At 73.5% G+C, this 19191-nt stretch carries 13 protein-coding genes; 3 read left to right on the forward strand and 10 right to left on the reverse strand.

Going from position 1 to position 19191, the window contains the following annotated elements; genetic code table 11:
- Entirely contained in the window at window positions 1–1017 is a 1017-nt protein-coding gene (locus tag NW895_RS20185) for a sugar ABC transporter permease (protein ID WP_289937139.1), read from the forward strand.
- The gene (locus NW895_RS20190) at window positions 1014–1892 is read left to right on the forward strand and encodes a carbohydrate ABC transporter permease (RefSeq protein ID WP_289937140.1); all 879 of its coding nucleotides are present in this window, start codon (window positions 1014–1016) and stop codon (window positions 1890–1892) included. Before NW895_RS20185 ends, NW895_RS20190 begins: the two co-directional genes overlap by 4 nt.
- Here NW895_RS20190 and NW895_RS20195 read toward each other — a convergent pair.
- Complete coding sequence (locus NW895_RS20195; protein ID WP_289937392.1) at window positions 1856–4030, reverse strand: glycoside hydrolase family 3 N-terminal domain-containing protein; 2175 nt, start codon at window positions 4028–4030, stop codon at window positions 1856–1858. The genes NW895_RS20190 and NW895_RS20195 overlap by 37 nt on opposite strands.
- A gap of 177 nt (window positions 4031–4207) precedes the next feature.
- The gene (locus tag NW895_RS20200; protein WP_289937141.1) at window positions 4208–5239 is read right to left on the reverse strand and encodes a BadF/BadG/BcrA/BcrD ATPase family protein; all 1032 of its coding nucleotides are present in this window, start codon (window positions 5237–5239) and stop codon (window positions 4208–4210) included.
- A gap of 8 nt (window positions 5240–5247) precedes the next feature.
- On the opposite strand from NW895_RS20200, the gene NW895_RS20205 reads away from it, so the two are divergent.
- A complete protein-coding gene (locus NW895_RS20205; RefSeq protein ID WP_289937142.1) occupies window positions 5248–6528 on the forward strand; it encodes a cellulase family glycosylhydrolase in 1281 nt (426 codons plus the stop codon).
- 6 nt (window positions 6529–6534) lie between these two features.
- Here NW895_RS20205 and NW895_RS20210 read toward each other — a convergent pair whose 3' ends face one another.
- The 8 genes from NW895_RS20210 to NW895_RS20250 all read right to left on the reverse strand — a co-directional run bounded on the left by NW895_RS20210 (window position 6535) and on the right by NW895_RS20250 (window position 19154).
- The gene (locus NW895_RS20210) at window positions 6535–8031 is read right to left on the reverse strand and encodes a glycoside hydrolase family 3 N-terminal domain-containing protein (RefSeq protein ID WP_289937143.1); all 1497 of its coding nucleotides are present in this window, start codon (window positions 8029–8031) and stop codon (window positions 6535–6537) included.
- Window positions 8032–8114: 83 nt separating this feature from the next.
- Window positions 8115–12248, reverse strand: a complete 4134-nt coding sequence (locus NW895_RS20220) for an SAV_2336 N-terminal domain-related protein (protein WP_354670098.1) — start codon at window positions 12246–12248, stop codon at window positions 8115–8117.
- Between the two features lie 40 nt (window positions 12249–12288).
- On the reverse strand, window positions 12289–13377 hold the full coding sequence (locus tag NW895_RS20225; RefSeq protein WP_289937144.1) for a MoxR family ATPase: 1089 nt from the start codon (window positions 13375–13377) through the stop codon (window positions 12289–12291).
- A gap of 20 nt (window positions 13378–13397) precedes the next feature.
- Complete coding sequence (locus NW895_RS20230; RefSeq protein WP_289937145.1) at window positions 13398–15449, reverse strand: caspase family protein; 2052 nt, start codon at window positions 15447–15449, stop codon at window positions 13398–13400.
- Window positions 15446–16672 (reverse strand): hypothetical protein, encoded by a 1227-nt coding sequence (locus tag NW895_RS20235; protein WP_289937146.1) that lies wholly within the window; start codon window positions 16670–16672, stop codon window positions 15446–15448. The genes NW895_RS20230 and NW895_RS20235 overlap by 4 nt, the downstream gene beginning before the upstream one ends.
- 86 nt (window positions 16673–16758) lie before the next feature.
- Entirely contained in the window at window positions 16759–17166 is a 408-nt protein-coding gene (gene msrB, locus NW895_RS20240; RefSeq protein WP_289937147.1) for a peptide-methionine (R)-S-oxide reductase MsrB, read from the reverse strand.
- A gap of 19 nt (window positions 17167–17185) precedes the next feature.
- The gene (gene murC, locus NW895_RS20245) at window positions 17186–18574 is read right to left on the reverse strand and encodes a UDP-N-acetylmuramate--L-alanine ligase (RefSeq protein WP_289937148.1); all 1389 of its coding nucleotides are present in this window, start codon (window positions 18572–18574) and stop codon (window positions 17186–17188) included.
- Window positions 18575–18680: 106 nt separating this feature from the next.
- A complete protein-coding gene (locus tag NW895_RS20250) occupies window positions 18681–19154 on the reverse strand; it encodes an indole-3-glycerol phosphate synthase (RefSeq protein WP_289937149.1) in 474 nt (157 codons plus the stop codon).
- Window positions 19155–19191: the final 37 nt, after the last annotated feature.

The raw sequence follows: 19191 nt of genomic DNA on the forward strand, positions 1-19191 counted from the left end.
GTGGCGACGCAGACCGTGAAGCCGGTGTCCGTGCCCGGTGCGGAGCACACCTCCGCGCCGGGCACGGCCCCGTCCCGCATCCGCCGGCTGGCCCGGGCCGTACTGCCCGGTCCCGCCCCCGGCGCCAACGGCGCGGCGCTGTACCGCCGCTGGTGGCTGCCCTGGCTGTGGACCGCCCCCGCCCTGATCTGCGCGGCGGTCTTCGGCGTGTTCCCGTTCCTCAACACCGTCCTGCTGTCGTTCACCGACGCCAAGCCGCTCGGCGGCGCCGCGAACTTCGTCGGACTGTCCAACTACACCCGGATGCTGGACGACTCCGACTTCTGGCTGGCGACCCGCAACAGCGTGCTGTACGCGCTGATCGTGGTGCCGCTGATGGTGCTGCTGCCGCTGATGCTGGCCGTCCTGGTGGAGAAGAAACTGCCCGGCATAGGGTTCTTCCGGTCGGCCTTCTACACACCGGTGCTCGCCTCCAGCGTGGTGGTGGGTCTGAGCTGGCAGTGGCTGCTCGCCGACGACGGACTGGTCAACACCTGGCTGCAGAAGGCCCATCTGATCCGGCACGCCATCCCCTTCCTGTCCGACTCGTGGCTGATCCTGTTCTGCGCGATGGGCCTGACGCTGTGGAAGGGGCTCGGCTGGTACATGGTCTTCTACCTGGCGGCCCTGGGGAACGTGCCGGGCGAGCTGCACGAGGCGGCGGCCATGGACGGCGCCGGGGCGATCCGGCGCTTCTGGCACATCACCGTGCCGGGCGTGCGGCAGGCCATGATGCTGGTCGGCACGCTCACCGGCATCGGCTCGCTGCGGGTGTTCACCGAGATCTTCATGCTCGGCAGCTACACCGGAGGCCCCGGCGGCGCCGACCGCACCCTGCCCTTCTACATCCGCGACGTCGGCCTGGACCCGATGACCGGCAACGCCGGTTACGGGTCGGCGGTCAGTGTGGCGCTGTTCCTGCTGACGCTGGGGCTGACCCTGCTGGCGCAGCGCCTGACGAGGGAGGACGAGTCATGACGACCGCTGTGCACAAGCGCGGGCGCCTGATGCCCCGCTGGCGGGACTACGGCCGCCCCCGCGAACTCGTCGTCCGCTATCTGCTGCTGCTCTTCGTGCTCGCCATCACCGTCGGACCGCTGCTCTGGCAGCTCCTGGCGTCGCTGAAGAGCACCAGCGAGGACGTCTTCGGGGCGAACGCCACCCTGCTGCCGCACCACCCGACCCTGCGGGCGTACAAGGCGATCTTCGAGCAGGTGCCGGTGGCCACGTACATCAGGAACAGCCTGATCGTGGTGGTCCTGTCCATCACCAGCCAGCTGGTGTTCTCCACCACGGCCGGCTACATGCTCTCCAAGCCCGGCTGGAAGGGCCGCAAGGCGGTCTGGGTCGTGCTGGCCGCCTCCATGATGTTCCCGTTCGAGTCGATCATGGTGTCGCTCTTCCTGAGCATCCGTGATTTGGGGCTGGTCGACAACCTGGTGGGCGTGTGGCTGCCCGGGTTCGTCGGTGCCATCAACGTGCTGCTGATGCGCGGGGCGTTCCTGGCGGTGCCGCGGGAGATCGAGGACTCGGCGATGCTCGACGGCGCCGGCGAGTGGCAGCGCTTCCGGCACCTGTACCTGCCGTCCGCGTGGGGCGCGATCATGGTGGTCGTCATCAACACCTTCATCAGCGCCTGGGACGACTTCCTCTGGCCGCTGATCGTGCTGCGCTCGGAGAACCACATGACGCTGACGCTGGGCCTGTCACGGCTGCAGAGTTCGTCGTTCGGCTACGACCAGCGGATGGTCATGGCCGGGTCGGTGATCTCCGTCATCCCGGTGCTGGTGCTGTTCGTGATCACCCAGCGGTGGTTCTACAAGGGCGTGTCGGCGGGGGCCGTGAAGTTCTGAGCGCCGTCCGGGTGGACCACCACCGGTACGACGCTCAGCGCGGCCCGCGCCGACTCGGCGACCCGGATCTCGACGGCGCCGGTGAGCTCGGCCCCGACGGTCAGGGTGACCGTACGGCGCTCACCCGGCGCGAGGGCGACACCCTCGAACGCACACAGTTCGAGGGTGCGCGGCCAGACCGGTGTGACCAGGCGTCGCAGATAGACCTGCACGACCGTACGCCCGTGCCGGTCCCCCGAGTTGGTGACGTCGACCTCGATCCCGTGCCCCGACACACGTGGCGGGCCGAACTCGAAACGCGTGTACGACAGCCCGTGTCCGAAGGAGTACAGCGGCTCGGCGCTCTCGTCCACGTATCCGCCGTACTCCGTGTCCTTGTGGTTGTAGTAGACGGGGAGTTGGGCCGCCGAGCGGGGCACGGAGACGGGCAGCCGCCCGGCCGGTTCGGCGAGCCCGAGCAGCACCTCGGCGATCGCCTCGCCGCCCCACGGGCCGGGGTACCAGGCGGTGAGCACCGCGGCCGCCGTGTCGGGCACGACGTGCGGGCGGCCCTGGATCAGCACGACCGCCGTCGGCGTACCGGTCGCGACGACGGCGTCGAGCAACGCGTACTGCGCGGCGCCGAGCCGCAGTCCCGCCAGGTCGACGCCCTCGCCGCAGGTCATCTCCGAAACGGCGGTCAGGGCCGCCCCGTTGGCGGCGAAGCCGGTGTCCGGTGTGCGGGCGCTGCTGCCGCCCAGGACGACCACGGCCAGGTCGGACGCGGCGGCCTCGGCAACCGCCTCCGGGATGCCGGAGAGGTCGTCGCCGGTGAGGACGCAGCCAGGGGCGTGCCGGATGTCGACACCGGGCCGGGCGAGCCGGCGCAGCGCGTCGAGCACGCTGCTGCCCGTGCCGGGGCGCTGCGGGGCCGTGTAGTCGCCCGACTGGTGGGCGGTGGTGGCCGACTGAGGGCCCAGTACGGCGATACGGGAGACGCCGGACCGGACGGGCAGCGTCCCGCCGTCGTTGCGCAGCAGCGTGACGGCGGCCCGGGCGAGGGCGGTGCTGAGCTCCCTGCCTCCGGCCGGTGCGGGCGGTGTGGTGCCCGGCCGGTCGAACAGCCCCAGGCGGAACTTCAGGCGCAGGACGCGGGCGACGGCGGCGTCGAGGGCCTGCTCGCTCACCAGGCCCCGCTCGACCGCCTCCGCCAGATGCGTGAAGCCCTCGTCCCACAGGCTCAGGTCCACACCGGCGTTGAGGGCGAGGGCGCCCGCGGAGACCTTGTCGCCGGTGATGCGGGCCAGCCGGTCCACCGCCAGGCCGTCCGCCATGACGAGGCCCTCGAACCCCCAGCGCTCTCTGAGCAGTTCGGTGAGCAGGGCGCGGTTGCCGGAGCAGGGCATGCCGTCGACCTCGTTGTAGGCGGCCATGACGGCGGCGGCTCCGGCGCGGATTCCGGCGCGGGCGGCGGGAAGGTGGATCTCGTGCAGTTCCCTCCAGCCGAGCTCGGACTCGGCGGAGTTGCGGCCGCCGACGGTGGCGCCCTGTCCGGCGAAGTGCTTGAGGACGACGGGGGCCTTGTCGGCGGCGAAGAGTTCCGCGGGCTCGCCCTGCATGCCGCGTACCAGGGCTTCGGTGAGCCGTGCCGCCAGGTACGGGTCCTCCCCGAAGCACTCCTCGGTCCGGCCCCACCGGGGGTCGCGGGCGATGTCGAGGGCCGAGACCAGGGCGACATGGCCGCCGCGGGCACGCAGTTCGGCGGCGGCGTGGGCGGCGGCGCGCTCGTACAGCCCGGGGTCGAAGGTGGCACCGACGGCCAGGTTGACGGGCAGGACCGTGCCGTCGAGCGCCATGTGGCCGTGCGGCACCTCCTCGACGAACAGCACGGGGATGCCGAGCCTGCTGCGCTCGGTCACATGCCGCTGCACCAGGTCGGTGAGGGCCGCGCTGTCCTCGGCGCCGGGGCCGCCCGTGTGGTCGACGCCGGACCAGGCGTCGGCGCGCAGCAGCCCGTAGAGGGCGCCGAGCCCGGCGAAGCGCTCGGTCTCGGCGTACAGGGCCTCGGTCGGTTCGAAACCGCCGTCGGGGGTGCGGCGGTAGGCGTCCCAGCCGTACATCCGCTGGTTGAGCTGGCCCGCCTTCTCGCGCAGGGTCATGCGGGAGAGCAGGTCGCTCACGCGGGCGTCGACGGGGGCGGCGGGGTCGCGGTAGAGAGGGCGGGCGTCCTCGTGACCGCCGCGGCACGGGGGCGTCTGCTCGGCCTGGGCGGCCGCGTGTTCCGGAGTCGGCATGCGGCCGGTCCCTTTCGTGAGTGTCTGCCTGTGAAAGGACCCCTAAAGGCCGATCAGGAGCCGGGCGAGCGCCACGGCCCCCCGGCAGCCGTCGGCCACCCAGTCGGCGCTGAGGCCGAGCGGGCGCAGCCGGTCGGCCAGGGGTGCGGTCAGGGGTCCGTCGGGGCCGAGCAGTCCGCCGGTGGCGACCAGCGGTTCGCCCGGGCGGGGGGCGAGCGCGCGGACGGACTCGGCCAGGTGGTCCGCGGCCCGGTCGAGGATCGCCTCCGCCACGGGGTCCTCGTCCCGCGCGGCCTGCGCGACCACGGGCGCGAGACGGGCCAGCCGGATCGGCGGCTGCGCCATGACGGCGGGCAGCAGCCGCCTGCGGTACTCCTCGCGTCGGTCCGGGGCCCACGCGTCGCCGGAGGCGTGCGGCAGCACGTCGGCCGGCAGTTCGAAGGCGCGGGCCACCGACCCGGCCAGCACCGTGGGGCCGCCGCGCCCGTCCGCCATCCGCAACGCCGCCCGCACCGCGGACCGTCCGATCCAGAACCCGCTGCCGTCGTCGCCGAGCAGCCAGCCGTCGCCGTCCACGGTGAGGGCGCAGCGGCGGCCGGAGATGCGCATCGCGACCGCTCCGGTCCCCGCCACCAGGGCCAGACCGTCGGCCGGGGCGCCGGGGGCGGAGGCGAAGGCCGCCTCGATGTCGCTGCTGATCCCGATCGCCTCGGTGGTGATGCCCAGGCCGCGCAGGGCCGCGGTGAGCGCGGTCCGGGCGTTGTGCCTGCCGGGCTCGTCCGGCGAGGTCCCCGAGGCGCCCGCGAAGCCGCCCGCCACGGCCACGACCCGGCCGCGCGCCGGCTCCGGCACCGCCTGGGCGACGGCTTCCGCCAGGTGCTCGGTGAGCCGCGGCACCGGGACGGTCAGGGCGTTGCCCGGCCCGGCGGCGCCCTCACCGAGGGAGCGCCCGTCCCGGGCGGCGGCGAGGACGGCGCGGGTACGGGTGCCGCCGGCGTCGAGCCCGACCACGAGGCCGCCCTCGGGGCCGTCCCCCCAGTCCTGGCCGCAGTCCTGGTTGAAAGAACTATTCATCGCGGACCATGGTGGTTGATACATTCGGCCACGACAAGCCCCGATCTTTGCCGTGCCCCGAGGAGGACCCCATCCACACGCTCCGCTTCGGCGTCAACTACACGCCCTGCCGCGGCTGGTTCCACTCCTGGCACGACTTCGACCCGGCGCACGCCCGCGATGATCTGGCGCAGATCGCCGGGCTCGGCCTCGACCACGTCCGGGTCTTCCACCTGTGGCCGCTGCTCCAGCCCAACCGCACCCTGATCCGCACCGCCGCCGTCGACCAGCTGGCGCACCTGGTCGATCTGGCGGCCGAGGCCGGCCTCGACGTCCTCGTGGACGGCGTGCAGGGCCATCTGTCGAGCTTCGACTTCTACCCGGAGTGGACCCGCAGCTGGCACCACCGCAACGTGTTCACGGACCCGGAGGCCATCGAGGCCCAGGCCGCGCTCCTGCGGACCCTGGGCCACGCCCTCGCGGACCGCCCGAACCTCCTCGGCCTGCAGCTCGGCAACGAGCTCAACAACCTGGTCGAGCACAACCCGGTGACGGCGGCGCAGGTCGACCACTACCTCGACACGCTGCTGTCCGCCGCACGGGAGGGACTGCGCGACGGGCAGCTGGCCACGCACTCCGCGTACGACGCCGCCTGGTACGGCGACGACCACCCCTTCACCCCTGAGGCCTCGGCCCGCAAGGGCGATGTGACCACCGTCCACCCGTGGGTGTTCTCCGGCGACTGCGCCCGCCGCTACGGCCCCCGCTCCCCGCAGGTCCTGCACCTGGCCGAGTACGGCACGGAGCTCGCCAAGGCCTACGCCGAGGACCCGGACCGGCTCGTCTGGGTCCAGGAGACGGGGGCGCCGGAGCCGCACATCCCGGCGGCCGACGCCCCCAAGTTCGCCCGCGCGACCGTCCTCAACGCGGCCGGGTGCACGGGGTTGTGGGGCGTGACCTGGTGGTGCTCCCACGATGTGGACCGCGCCCTCGCCGACTACCCGGAGCTGGAGTACACCCTGGGCCTGTTCGACTCGGCGGGCCGCGCCAAGCCGATCGCCACGGCCCTGGCCGAGACCGTCGCCGAACTGCGCGCCGACCCGCCCACCCCGCACGCCCGTGACACCGCCCTGGTGCTGGACTGCACGCCCGCCACCCGGTCGGTCTCGGGTCCGCAAGGCGCGTTCTTCGAGGCGTGGATGCGGTTGCGCACGGAAGGCGCCCGCCCGGCGGTGGTCCTGGCGGCACGGGCGGACGACGCCGGGTACCTGGCCTCGCGCGGGATCAAGGAACTCGTACGGCCGTCCTGACCTGCGTCACCTCTCCGCGCGCACCTGCCCGGTGAGCACCTCCGCAACCGCCCGCAGGTTCGCCCGTCCACGCCCGTAGGAGCACAGGGCGCCGCCCTCCGGCAGCCCGGTGTCCACCCGCACCGCGTCCGGCCGCCGGGCGAGCAGGGCTGCGCGCAGCCGTTCCTGCCAGGGGTGCAGCCCGGCATCACAGGTGGCGACGACCAGCGGCGCGTCACCGGTCGCACGCAGGATGGCCGCCACGACGGCGGCCGGGTCCGCCGGCTCCCCGGTGACCGCGGTCCCGGTGGCCGTGGCGTCGACGGCGCGCACCTCGGTCAGCAGGTCCTCACCGCCCCAGTTGAGCGCGGGGTGGGGCGGCGGGAACAGGTCCACGACATGGGCGCCCCGCACGGCCGGCGGCACCGCGCGACCGCGGACGGCCCGGCGTGCCGCCTCCAGCCCGGCCCCGGCGTCCCACGCGGCGACGTGGGACGCGGGGGTCGCGTACCGCTCGGCGAGCCGCCGCACCCGCCCCGCCGCCTCTCCCACGCGGTCCACCGTCAGGACGCCGGAACGCAGCGCCCCGGACACGGCGTCCCGGCAGGCCAGCGTGACCTCCAGGTCCGGTACGGCGACGATGACCTGGTCGGCCCCGGCGGCGAGCGCGATACGTGCGCCGGCCGCCTCGCCGTACTCGTCGGCGATCGCCTTCATCTCCAGCGCGTCGCTGACCAGGACGCCCTCGAAGCCGAGCTCGTACCGGAGCAGGTCGCCGAGGATGCGGCGGCTCAGCGTCGCCGGGCGGTTCGGGTCGTACGCCGGGTAGACGACGTGGGCGCTCATGAGCATCGGCACGCCCGCGGCGACGGCCGCGCGGAACGGTTCCAGGTCGGCGCGGAGTTCCTCCTGCGGCCGCGGGTCGACCGCGAGGCCGTGGTGGCTGTCGGTCTCGGTGCCGCCGTGGCCGGGGAAGTGCTTGGCGCAGGAGGCGATGCCGCGCGCCTCGGTGGCGGTGATCCAGGCGCGCAGGTGGCGGGCGGCGAGCGCGGGGTCGGCGCCGAAGGCGCGGGTGCGCACGATGGGGTTGCGCGGCGTGTGCTGGAGGTCGGCGACCGGGGCGTAGGAAGCGGTGATGCCGAGCGTGGCCAGGTGCCCGGCGAGCGCGTCGGCGCAGCGGGCGGTCAGATGGGGGTCGTCGGCGACGCCGAGGGCGTAGGAGCCGGGCACCTCCGGGGCGCCCGCGCCCACCAGGTGGCCGATGCCGCCGCCCTCGTTGTCGATGGCGACGAGCAGGTCCGGCCGGATGGCCCGCAGTTCGTCGGTGAGCCGCCGCACCTGCTCGGCGTCGCGGATGTTGCGGGTGAACAGGATGACCCCGCCCAGGCCGCGGTCGACGAGTCGCTTGAGGGTGTGCGGCACGCCCGTCGTGCCGTCGAACCCGGCGACGAGACAGCGGTGGACGGCTTCGTCCAGGTCGACGGGGAGGGCGGACGAGGCGGGCGGGTGATCGGAGTGGGTCACCCCGGACATCCTCTGGCTGGCCAAGCCTAAAGTCAACAGAAGGCATGGATGGTTGATTCACCGACCTCCGATCGTGACCCTGTTCAGCCGGCCGGGGGCGGGCCGGCCGAGATGTCCCGGATCACGGACAGGACGGGCTCCAAGGAGGGGACGACCAGGTCCGCTCCCTCCGAGCGCAGCTGAGCCTCTGCCCGGTCGTTGTGCGCGAGCCCGAGGAACGGGACGCCCGCCTCCCGGCTCGCCCGGAAGTCGGCGGGCGTGGCGCCGATCATGAGGGCCCGGGCCGGGGAGGTCCCCAAGGCGGCCAAGGCCCGGACCACATCCGGAAGGAGGGAGGCCTCCGGGGTCGTGCCGCGACCGGAGACGTGCTCGACCACGGAAGCCAGACCCCGGCTTTCGAGGTAGGCCCGCACGGTCCGCGCCGAGCAGGGCGTGGCGACGGCGACGCGCATCCCCATCGCCCGCAGGGACCGGAGCACAGGGTCCGCGTACGCGTTGGGAAAGGCGCTGCTCACGGCGCGCAGTTCCTCCGCCGTCAGACGCTCCTGCAGTTCCCTCACCAGATCACTGCCCGGATGCCTGCGGGAGACGTAGTCCGGCAGGGCGTAGGGGTCGATGACGTCCCCGGCCGGGAGCAGCGCGCCCAGGCCGCGCGCGCGGAGCCAGGCCGCGTATTCGCGGGCGAGGTACTCGCGGCTGTGACCGGAGAACAGTCGGCACACAGTCCCGTCGAAGCCGAAGAGCACGGCCTGAGCCGAGGCGATCAGCGTGCGCAGGTCGGCCGGGCGGTCCGACGGCTGGTCAGGACGTTCGACGGCGAGGAGACCGGTCTCGGAGCGGCGTGCGAGACGTCTTCCCGTGGTGTCGACCGACCCTTCGAACTCCGCTGTCTCGAAGTCGGCCAGATCCTCGAACACCGTGTGGGCGAGGGAGACCGCCCCTTGGAAGCGCGTGCGCGTCCACGCCGCCGTAGCCCGGAAGTGGCTGTGGTCGAAGGAGGCCGTGTCCTCGAACCGGGCCTCGGTGAAGCGCGCGTTCCCTGCGAACACCACGTGGCACAGGGAGGCCTCGGCGGCGAACCGGGTCTTGTAGAACTGGGCCGAGCCTCGGAAGACCGCACGATCGAACGAGGCGGATTCCCAGAAGATGGCCCGCGAGAAACGGGCGTCGCCCTCGAACACGGCTCTGTCGAACCGCGCCTCCTCGAATTCGACACCCTGGAAGTCGCAGCCTTCGCCGAAGACGGCCCGGTCGAAGATCGCCCGCCCGAGGACCGGGTGGAGCCCGGATTCCGGGTCCTGGAGCGCCTCCATCAACTCGGCCAGCAGCGCCGCCGAGAACGTCGTACCGGAGAAGTCGACCCACGCCCCGGGCGACAGAGCGGCCAGATAGCGCGTCCGCTCCTGCTCCGGAACATGTTCCAGGCACAGCCCGGCGCCCGGCAGCGCCCGCCCGGCGCAACCGTCGCCGATGCGACGGCTGCCCGTCCCGACACCGCAGCGCCTCCAGGGGAGTGCCGCGTCCGCGGCCTCCGTGAGCGCCCGTCCGAGGTCTGCGGCTCGGTCGGTGCACCACCAGCCGGAGGGGTCGGACAGCGGTCTGCCCAAGAGGGGACCCCATCCGGCCTCCTCCTGGACCATGGAGTCGATCATGCGCAGGTGCACGCGCCGGGACAGGGCCAGCAGCAGCGGGCCTTCTTCCGCCACCAGCATCCGGTAATGCCGTCTGCGGAACTCCGCGTGGTGGAGCACCTCGACGGTCTCCCGCCCCTCCGGCCCCTCGTCCACCGCCATTCCGAGAGTCAGCGGCGCACCCAGCCGGCCGCTGTAGTCGGCCAGCCTGTCGGGCAGTGCGGCGAGGAGCCGGCCCAGGCCGGGCAGGGCGGACGGGGCGTCCAGTTCCACGGACAGATCGGGTCTGCCTGGACCGCCCTCCCGCGTGACGGTGCCGTCCACCTCTGTGTCTTGCATCAACTCGGCGAAGAGATCCGCCACTTCGCCACTCGTCCGTCCCGGGTCGACGATGGGACCGGACTGCCGGTCGTACCACTTGATCTCGACGGCCAGGCGCAACGAGCTCGCCGTGTCCTGGCGGGCCCGTTCGAGTACCTGCCGGAATCCCTCGTCCCAGAGCAACCGGCTCGCGGACAAAGCGACGAACCTCGCCCCTGCCCGCTCCCGCCCCACGATCACACCGCTGAACTCCCCGCCCCTGGACAGGGGCGCCCCCGCGAGCTGCGGCCACCCCGTCGTGGGGTGGGGCTCGGTGATGCCGACCTTCAGCACGTTCCCCGCCGGGTGTGCCTCTCCGCCCAACCGGACGGGATCGCCGACCTCGGAGAAGGCGTCGATGTCCACCGGCACGGGTGCGGAGGGATCCGGTGACGCCCAGCGGAGCGGCTCCGGCGCTTCCGCGTCGAGGATCGTCTCCTGGGTGAGGAGCAGGGCGGCACCCGGCGTACGGCCCTCGCTCCACACGGCCCGGGCGTAGATGTTCCGGCCACCGACACTCACGACGTACCCCGGGTCGCCACCGGCCGGGCCCAGCAGGCAAGTGAGCACCAGATGCGGTGCCACCAGGAGGCCGACGTTGTCGTCGCCGCCCGTGGAGACCACGGGCGAGACACGCACCAGCCGGCCGGCCAGGCCGCTCGGCGCGGTATCGGCCGGGGATGCCGTCCCACGCGCGCGCCGCTCGGCGAAGGACTCCTCGCCCGCCTCCACCCGCCGCCGACCGGACGCCCCCCGGCCGACCCGCGTCGCACTGAACTCCCTGCCGGAACCCCGGCCACGGTCCAGGTGGTCCCAGACGCTCTGCCGGACCAGCTCCCGCACGGCGGCCACGTCTCCGCGCAGCTGAGAGCCGAGCAGCGCGTCGCGCACACCGGGCAGGAAGTCGAACGTCAGGTCGTCGGGCGGGACGTCGGCAACGGTCGTACCCCACGGCTCGAACAGCCCGCCGAGGGCCACCTCGGCGAGGTGGCCGTGCTCCGAGCCCGGCAGGAGGGAGTGCCGTACCAGCGACATGACCGGCAGGGTCAGCGGCACCGCCGCCAGGTACGCGGCGAGTTGCTGGGCGGTGGGAGAAGCGTTCGCCCGGAAGCGCTCCACAGCCGCCAGCGGGTCGGGCGCGCCGCCCGTGGCGGGCGGCTCCGTACCGGTGCCACCGTCCTGCCGTGCGTCGAGCCGCAGGCAGGCCAGGCGGTGCCATCCGCCGTCTCCGGCCACGAGACGGGCCAGTCGCGCCAGGCTCTCGGGGGACGCGGAGACCACCGGCACCACGGGCGGCGTCCCCGGCGTCGGCGTGGGTCCGCGCCGGCGCCGCGCACGGGTGCGGGGGGTGGCGGCACGCTGCCAGGACCGGCTGGGCCGGGCCGGACGGTCGGCGCGCAGGGACAGCGACACCGGCCGGACGGCGGCGCGGGACCACAGCCGTTCGGGGAGGACGTTGAGGACGGCCACCGAGTTGTGTCCGCTCCAGTGGCGCAGCACGTCGTGCAGTGCGCCCTGTCGCCAGCCGTCGGCCACGGTGTCCGTGACCACGAGGATCAGCCGGTGCCCCGACGGGTCGGCGATCTCCGCCGGTCTGCGCGGTGGCGCGCCGCGCCGGTGCGCCACCCCGGGTGTCCCTGAGTCCGTGGTGCCGGACAGGTACCAGGTGCGTACGTCGCGGAAGACGCCGCTGCGGGTCAGGACCCGGCGCAGTTCGTCGACCAGGTCGGTCCACAGCAGCATCGAGTGGTGGGTGTCGACGACCAGGGCGAGGTCCAGCCATCTGCTCTCGGCCGGAAGCAGTACCGGGCACGGCAGCTGCTGCTCGACGCTGCGCTCCACGGTCGCCTGCTCGTCCAGCCGGTCGCCCGGGCCGCCGATGGCCCGCCGGCCCAGGGGCCGCAGTGAGCGCATGAGGCCCAGCGGGTCGTGCAGCGAGGCCGCGCGCGCCACGCGCAGGGGTGCGCCCCAGCGCGTGCCGTCCTGTTCGGGTTCCGTAGCCGTCGTCGCGGACCGTGCCGTGAAGAGCTGCGCCTCCGGTTCGCGGGCGGGCGCTGCGGGCTGTCGCGGGCCGGGGGCCGGGAGCGGCTCGGGGGCGGGCGGCTCGGTGCGCCGGGTGCGGGTGGCGGCGTCCACCCGGGCCGCCAGCCACAGGATGTCCGCGACCTCGTCCACCCCGACGTCCGGGCCTCCCTCGGCGAACGCGCTCAGCAGCTCCTCGATCACCCGGCGGCTCGATTCCGGCGGCCTCGACGCCGTTCGTCGCTCATGCCGGGGGCCCCGTCAGGTGCTGCATCACGGTGTCGAGGAACCGCGCACGGTCGCCGGGGTTCGTCCAGGCCCGGCTGAGCCGGAGCTGGATGGCGTTGAGCAGCTGGTCCGTCGCCAGGTCCCCGTCGGCCCTGCGGTCGATGAAGTCCTGCAGCAGCTGCTGGTACTCGGTCGACTGCTCCACGTCGACGCCGAGCCGACGGCGGACGATGCGGGCCAGCTTCTTGGCGTCCGGGGCCTGGAGGTGGAGGCGTACGCAGCGGCGCAGGAAGGCCGGGGGGAAGTCCCGCTCGCCGTTGCTCGTCAGCACCACGACGGGGAAGTAGCGGCACTGCACGCGGCCGCGCCGGATCGTCACGTACCGGTCCTGCTCGTCGTCGGTGGCGACGACCACCTCCGGCTGGTCGGCGGCCAGGCGCGCCAGTTCCGGGATCTCGAATCCGCCGTCCTCGAACAGGGTGAGCAGGTCTCCGGGCAGGTCGATGTCGCTCTTGTCGATCTCGTCGATCAGCAGCACCCTGGGCTGGTCCTGGGGCAGCAGGGCGGTGCCGAGGGGGCCCAGCCGCAGGAACCGGGCGATCGACGAGGGCTCGCCCCCGTCCTGGTCCGCGGCTTCCGCGTCCGCCGCGGGCGGTTCCGCCGGGCCGGCCGGGGTCGTGAGCGCCCGGTGCAGGTTGGCTTCCTGGAGGCGGCCGATGGCGTCGTAGAGGTAGAGGCCGTCGCGCCGGACCGTGCGGCTGGTGATCGGCCAGTGCAGCACGGGCCCGAGCCCCAGGTCCGCCGCGATGCTGTGGGCCAGGGTCGACTTGCCGACGCCCGGCCTGCCCGTGACGAGGAGGGGCCTGCGCAGGTACAGGGCGGTGTTGACGACATCGACCTCGTCCCTGCCGGGGACGTAACCCTCGCCGCGCTTCAGGGTCCGCTCCCACGCCTCGCCCTGGCAGGCCGGCGGTGGGCAGGAGGGATCGGGCGTGTCGGTGAACTCGCGCCACGGCGGCGCGGGCGTGGCCTTCAGCCGCTCGCGGCGCTCCTCGGTGCCGCCGGCTCCCTGGTAGAGCCACCAGTCCTGCTGCGTCCCCGTCATCGGGGCACCCCCTGGTTCCTTCATGGTCGCGACGGGTCCGCTGCCGCCGGGCCGTGCAGGGACCGGACGTCCATCGTGTGGTCGGGATCGTCCCACAGCAGTGCCATCCGGCTGCCGGTACCGCCTGCCGCCGGGGCCGAGGCCCGGTTGCGGCGCAGGGTGTGGAGGTCACGGGGCAGGGTCAGCACGTTCGTCGTCGGTGTGCCGTCGTCGGCGGGGGCGAGCAGCGCGGCCAGTTCCGCCTCCTCGGCGCCTCCCGCCGACGGTCCGCCGTCGCGCCACCACACGGTCGCCGGCACCCCGCCCTCCAGTGCCGCGTCGAGCACGTCCTGCGTCCGGCTGCCCGAGGCCACCACGCAGGCGGGTGCCGGTCCGATGCCGAGTTCCACGCCGAGGCCGCCGGTCACCTGATGATCCGTCACCACGCGTACGGCGTCGGGGTAGGCGCCGCCCTGTGCGTGCGCCCAGCTCCACTTGCGCAGCCAGGCCGCGCGCGAGTCGTCCCGTTCCTCGGGGCAGCGGACGACGACCTGGTGCAGCACACCGAGGGGGCGGGTCCGGCCCCGCCGGACCGGCATCGGCCACTGGTCGAAGGGGACGTCCAGCAGCTCGAACGGCACATGGAACTCGACGCGTTCGACGCCGGCGTACGCGTCCGGGTCGGAGGGGGCGCCGAACGCGTGGGCCGTGCGCTTCAGTTGGCCGGCCAGCTCCTCGCGCACCTGGTCGAGGGTGAGCGGACGGTCCTCCGACTCCCAGATCGCCGTGGTCGTGTCCCGGCGCAGCCACATGCGGGCCAGATAGAGGTCCTCGCCGTCGGCGGCGGGCTCCAGCCGCAGGTGCAGCACGGTGCTGCGGGCCCGGGACGGGGGCGGTGGCAGGGCCGGTGCGCCCAGTCGCTGCCGGGTGCGCTCCACCCAGTCGCTCAGCCGGGCCGCCCAGTCGGGGTCGGTCGCCCGGGCGCGGTCGGCCAGGAAACGTACGAACGGCAGGGTCAGCGGGGTGTCCGGCCGGTGTCCCTGCCGCTCGTCGAGGTCGAGGGCGATGTCGGTCAGGCTCTCTCCGGGCAGCCCCGTGTGCACGGGAGCCGCGCATCCGGTGACCTTGAACGCCCAGGTGTAGGCGTCGTAGGTGTGCCGGGGCAGGGAACGGTCCGCGAACAGCGGTCCGAGGCCGTCCCAGGCGGGCTGGTCGAGCCGGGCGGCGGCCGGCGGGAGGGCCCCCGGGCCGTCGTCGAGGAACGAGCTCTCGGTCCAGTCGCGGTCCCTGATGAACTGCGGGAGCTGCCGGGTCCCGTTGTTCCGCCGCAGATCCTCGAAGCGCAGGTGCACGCGGCGGGCGATCTCCGCGAGGCCGGCTGTGCAGTCGAGCAGGTTCCGGTCCGCCAGTTCGCCGAGCAGGACCTCGGTGAACTGGCCCGACGCCGTTTCCGGGTCGTTCCGCGACGCCTCGCCCTCGCGGGAGGCGTACAGCTCGAACTGCCGCCGCCCGGTGCGGAGACTGCCGCCCCCGTAGTCGAAGCTGGGGAAGTTCAACGCGCTGCCCCGCGGGACCTCGACACGGCATGCGTCGACCAGGGCCGCCTGCAGCGGGAAGCGGCACCGCACCAGGTCGGTGCGCCACCAGTGCAGCGCCGAGTCCAGATTGAGGTGCCGGATCTCGCCCCGGTGGGCGTCCGCGCACGGCAGCATCATCTCGCGTTTCGGGGAGAGGAAGCCGTGCCCGGCCCAGTAGATCCACAGCATGTCGCCGTCGCACTCGGGGAGTTCACGGAACAGCGCGTTGCGCACGTTCTCCTCGGTCGCGGGCCGGCACCGGTCCTTCAGGGCGGCGAGCTGCGCGGCTGCCGACCAGTCGAGGCCCTCCGGGTCCAGGGGGGACAGCAACAGCCGGACGTTGTCCGGCGGCACCTGTGCGGGGCCGGTGAGCCACCGGGCGAACCGCAGCGCGTCACGCGCCGCGCCGCGCAGGTTCCAGCGCGCGGTGAGCGCGTACTGCTCGACGCCGACGACCAGCGCGTACGTCCGCTGCGGGCACAGGGTCGCGGGGAGGAGGCTGTTCCGGTCGGTCACCCGGCCTCCGCCACGGCTCGGGCGATCCCGTCGTAGACGCCGCCGATCTTCCAGTACGCGCTGTGGCACGGAGGGAACGGCTGCCGGCTACTCACCTCGTGGTCGGTGACCCTGGGGTCGCCGGGGAAGACCGGTTCCGCGAGGAAGGCCAGCATGTCCTGACGGTCGAAGATGTTGAGCCAGCGGGGGAAGCCGTCCGGCAGGGGGTCGCCCGGCTCCAGGCCGGCCAGGGCGCCCAGTTCGTGCAGGAAGGGCGCCTGGGATCCAACGGTGACGAGGAGCCGCGGGCCCCGAAGGGGCTCTCCGCGCGCGGCGCGCTGGGCGAGCAGATCGACCAGCGCGACACCGCCCAGGCTGTGTCCGACCAGCACGGTCGGCCCGTCATCGGCGGTGATCGTGCGGTGCAGGTGGTCGCGCAGGGCCTGCCCTCTGGCCTGGTAGCGGAGGATGTCCCCGAGGAAAGGGGTGGCCTGCTGGGTGATCGGCCCCCGCCACAGATTGAGGGCGGGCTGGGTGGTGACGCGCAGGGCGAGCTTCCCGAGCAGCGCCGCCGCCCGGCCGCCGGGCCACCGCGCGTCGCCTCCGAGCCGGGCCGTGATCACCTCGACCATCCGGTCCCGCTCGGCGCCCGTGCACTCCGCGTCGGCGCCGGCCCGGGCCAGGGCCTCGGCCACGAGGGCTCTGGCGGCGGCGACGGCGAACTCCCGGGCGGCCGGCTCCTCGAAGGCGTTCGCGGCGGCACGGGTCGCCTCGTCCGAGGCGCGGACGGTCTCCAGCGCGGGAGGGTAGTGGCGGGCCAGGCCGGTGCCGCGCAGCAGCCCGCCGAGTTCGTCCCCCTCGCCCGGGTCCGTGGGGAGCTCGGCCAGCAGCTCCATCACCTCGGAGCCCGCCGCCCGCACCCCCGGCGGGCCGAAGCCGTCGTCGGTGCCGCCCGTGTCGGCGAGCACCCGCAGTTCGCACAGCGGGTCGGCCAGCAGCAGCGCCCACTCGGCCGCCTCCTGGTCCGGCGGAACCACCGCCCCGTCGCCCGCGGCACGGGTCCGGCGCTCCCCGGGGACCGCACGCCCTCCCGCGCCACGAGGCACCCCGAACGCCTCCCCCCAGAAGCAGGAAGCGACCGAGGCCTCGGGAAACCGCTCAAGGAGCCGGCACCGGACGCGCTCCCACAGCCGGTCGTGGCCTTCGCGCCGCACCCCCGTGCCGTGGACGAACAGAAACCGCATCGCTCGGCGCCCCCCTCGTCGTGCCGTCCGCACTGGGACGACAGTACCCGCGAGGGCGGGCCGCCCCGAAAGGGCGGGAGCCCGCGTCAGCCCTCGTCGGCCGTCAGCCGCAGGGAGATGCTGTTGATGCAGTACCGCTGGTCGGTCGGCGTCGGATATCCCTCGCCCTCGAAGACGTGCCCGAGGTGCGAGCCGCACCGGGCGCACCGCACCTCGGTGCGCACCATCCCGTACGAGCGGTCCTCCACGAGCTCCACCGCGTCGCTGTCCTTCGGGTCGTAGAAGGACGGCCAGCCGCAGTGGGACTCGAACTTCGTGTCCGAGGTGAACAGGTCGGCGCCGCAGGCGCGGCAGGAGTAGACGCCCTTGGTCTTGGTGCTGGTGTACTCACCGGTGAAGGCGGGTTCCGTGGCGGCCTCGCGCAGGACGGCGTACTCCGACGGGGTCAGCTCCGCGCGCCACTGCTCGTCCGGCTTCTCGACGTCGTACGGCATGAGCCTTCAGCCCCTCACTTCACTTCGACAGACGGTCCAGGATGCGCGGGCCGAGGTCGGTGACGTCGCCCGCGCCCATCGTGAGAACGAGATCGCCCGGCCTCACCATTCCCGCCACCACGGACGGCACCTCGGCCTTGTCGTGGACCGGCGTGACGTCCGCGCCCGCCGCGCGGGCCGCCTCGATGATCAGGTCGCTGGTCACGCCGGGGATCGGGTCCTCCCGGGCCGGGTAGATGTCCAGGACGACCGACGCGTCCGCCAGGGCGAGGGCCTCCCCCATCTCCTTGCCCAGCTCCTGGGTGCGGGAGAACAGGTGCGGCTGGAAGACGACCAGGATCCGGGCGTCACCGGCGGCCGCGCGCATCGCCTCGAGGTCGGCCGTCATCTCCGTCGGGTGGTGGGCGTAGGAGTCGATGACCTGGACTCCGGCCGCCTCGCCCGTCAGCTGCAGGCGCCGCTTGACACCGGTGTACGCGGCCAGCGCGGGGGCCAGCTCCGCGGCCGGGACGCCCAGCGCCACGGCCGCCGTGAGGGCGGCGACGGCGTTGCTCGCGTAGTGGCGGCCGGGGACGGAGACCGTGAAGGTGAGCTCCGTGCCGTCCAGGAGGACCGTCACCTCGCTCTTCAGGCCCTGCGCGACCACGGACAGGATCCGTACGTCGGCGTCCTCCGCCTCTCCGTACGTCACCGTCCGCACCGAGCCCGCCAGCCGCCGCGTCAGCTCCCGCGCGCCCTCGTGGTCGGCGGAGATCACCAGTGTGCCGCCGGGGACGATCTTCCCGGCGAACGTCTCGAAGGACTCGAAGATCTCGTCCATCGAGGCGTAGTTGGCGTGGTGGTCGAGCTCGACGTTGAGGACGATCGCGACCTCGGGCGTGTACTTGTGGAAGCTGCGGTCCGACTCGTCCGCCTCGGCGACGAAGATCTCGCCGTCGCCGTGCAGCGCGTTGGAGCCGGGGGCGTCCAGGTCACCGCCGATCGCGTACGACGGCTGCAGGCCCAGCTCCGTCAGGGACACCGCCAGCATCGAGGTCGTGGTGGTCTTGCCGTGGGTGCCGGCGACCGCGATCGGGCGCAGGCCCTCCATCAGGGCGGCCAGCGCGTCGGAGCGGTGGACCACCGGGATGCCCAGTTCGGCGGCGCGGGCCAGCTCGGGGTTGTCCTGGCGGATCGCCGACGACACGACCACGCAGCTCGCGTCGTCGGCGAGGTGGTCCGCCGCGTGCCCGATGTGCACCGTCGCCCCCAGCGCGCGCAGGGCCTCGGCGGTCGCGGACTCCTTCGCGTCACTGCCGGCGACCTTCGCCCCGCGCTGGGCGAGGATCTTCGCGATACCCGACATTCCGGCGCCGCCGATGCCGATGAAGTGCGGTCGGTCCATGGCGGTGGGAAGGCCGGGTGCCATGCGTTTCTCCCTAGTGCGTACTGACGCTGTGCGTACTGATACGGCGGACGTTCAGCGGCCCAGCCTATGCCGAACCGTTCAAGATCATCGACGCAACCGCCGCCCGTCAGGCCTTGCTGTGGGAGAACAGCTTCAGCACCGGCACACCCACCTTGTGCCGAGCCCGCGACGCCCAGTCCCGGTGGAAGAACTCCTCGACGTAGTGCGGGTCGGTCAGCACGATCACCTCGTCGGCGGCGACCTCCTCGACCAGGGACTTCAGGGCGTCCAGCGGATGGTCCTCGACGAGGCGGCCGTCGGCCTCGCTGCCGGAGGCGTGCAGGGCCCGCAGGGACACCTCCAGCGCCCGCTGCCCCTCGCTCTTGGCCTCCTCACCCTCGGGTGTCTCGCCCTCCCGGGCCGCCTCGTCGATCTCGCCCAGGGCGATGTCGTCGATGGCCCGCAGCAGGCGATCGGCCTGGTCGCCGCGCGGCTGGAGCAGCACGTTGAAGGCGACCGGCTCGTCTCCGTGCAGGGTGGTGACGAACTCGACGTCGGCGGACGTCAGGGCCTTCTCGATCATCAACACGCTGGTGAACATCAGGCGCGCCCCTTCTCCTTCGAGGGCCGTGCAGGCC

It is taken from the genome of Streptomyces sp. S.PNR 29, assembly GCF_030386795.1.
GTDB lineage: Bacteria > Actinomycetota > Actinomycetes > Streptomycetales > Streptomycetaceae > Streptomyces.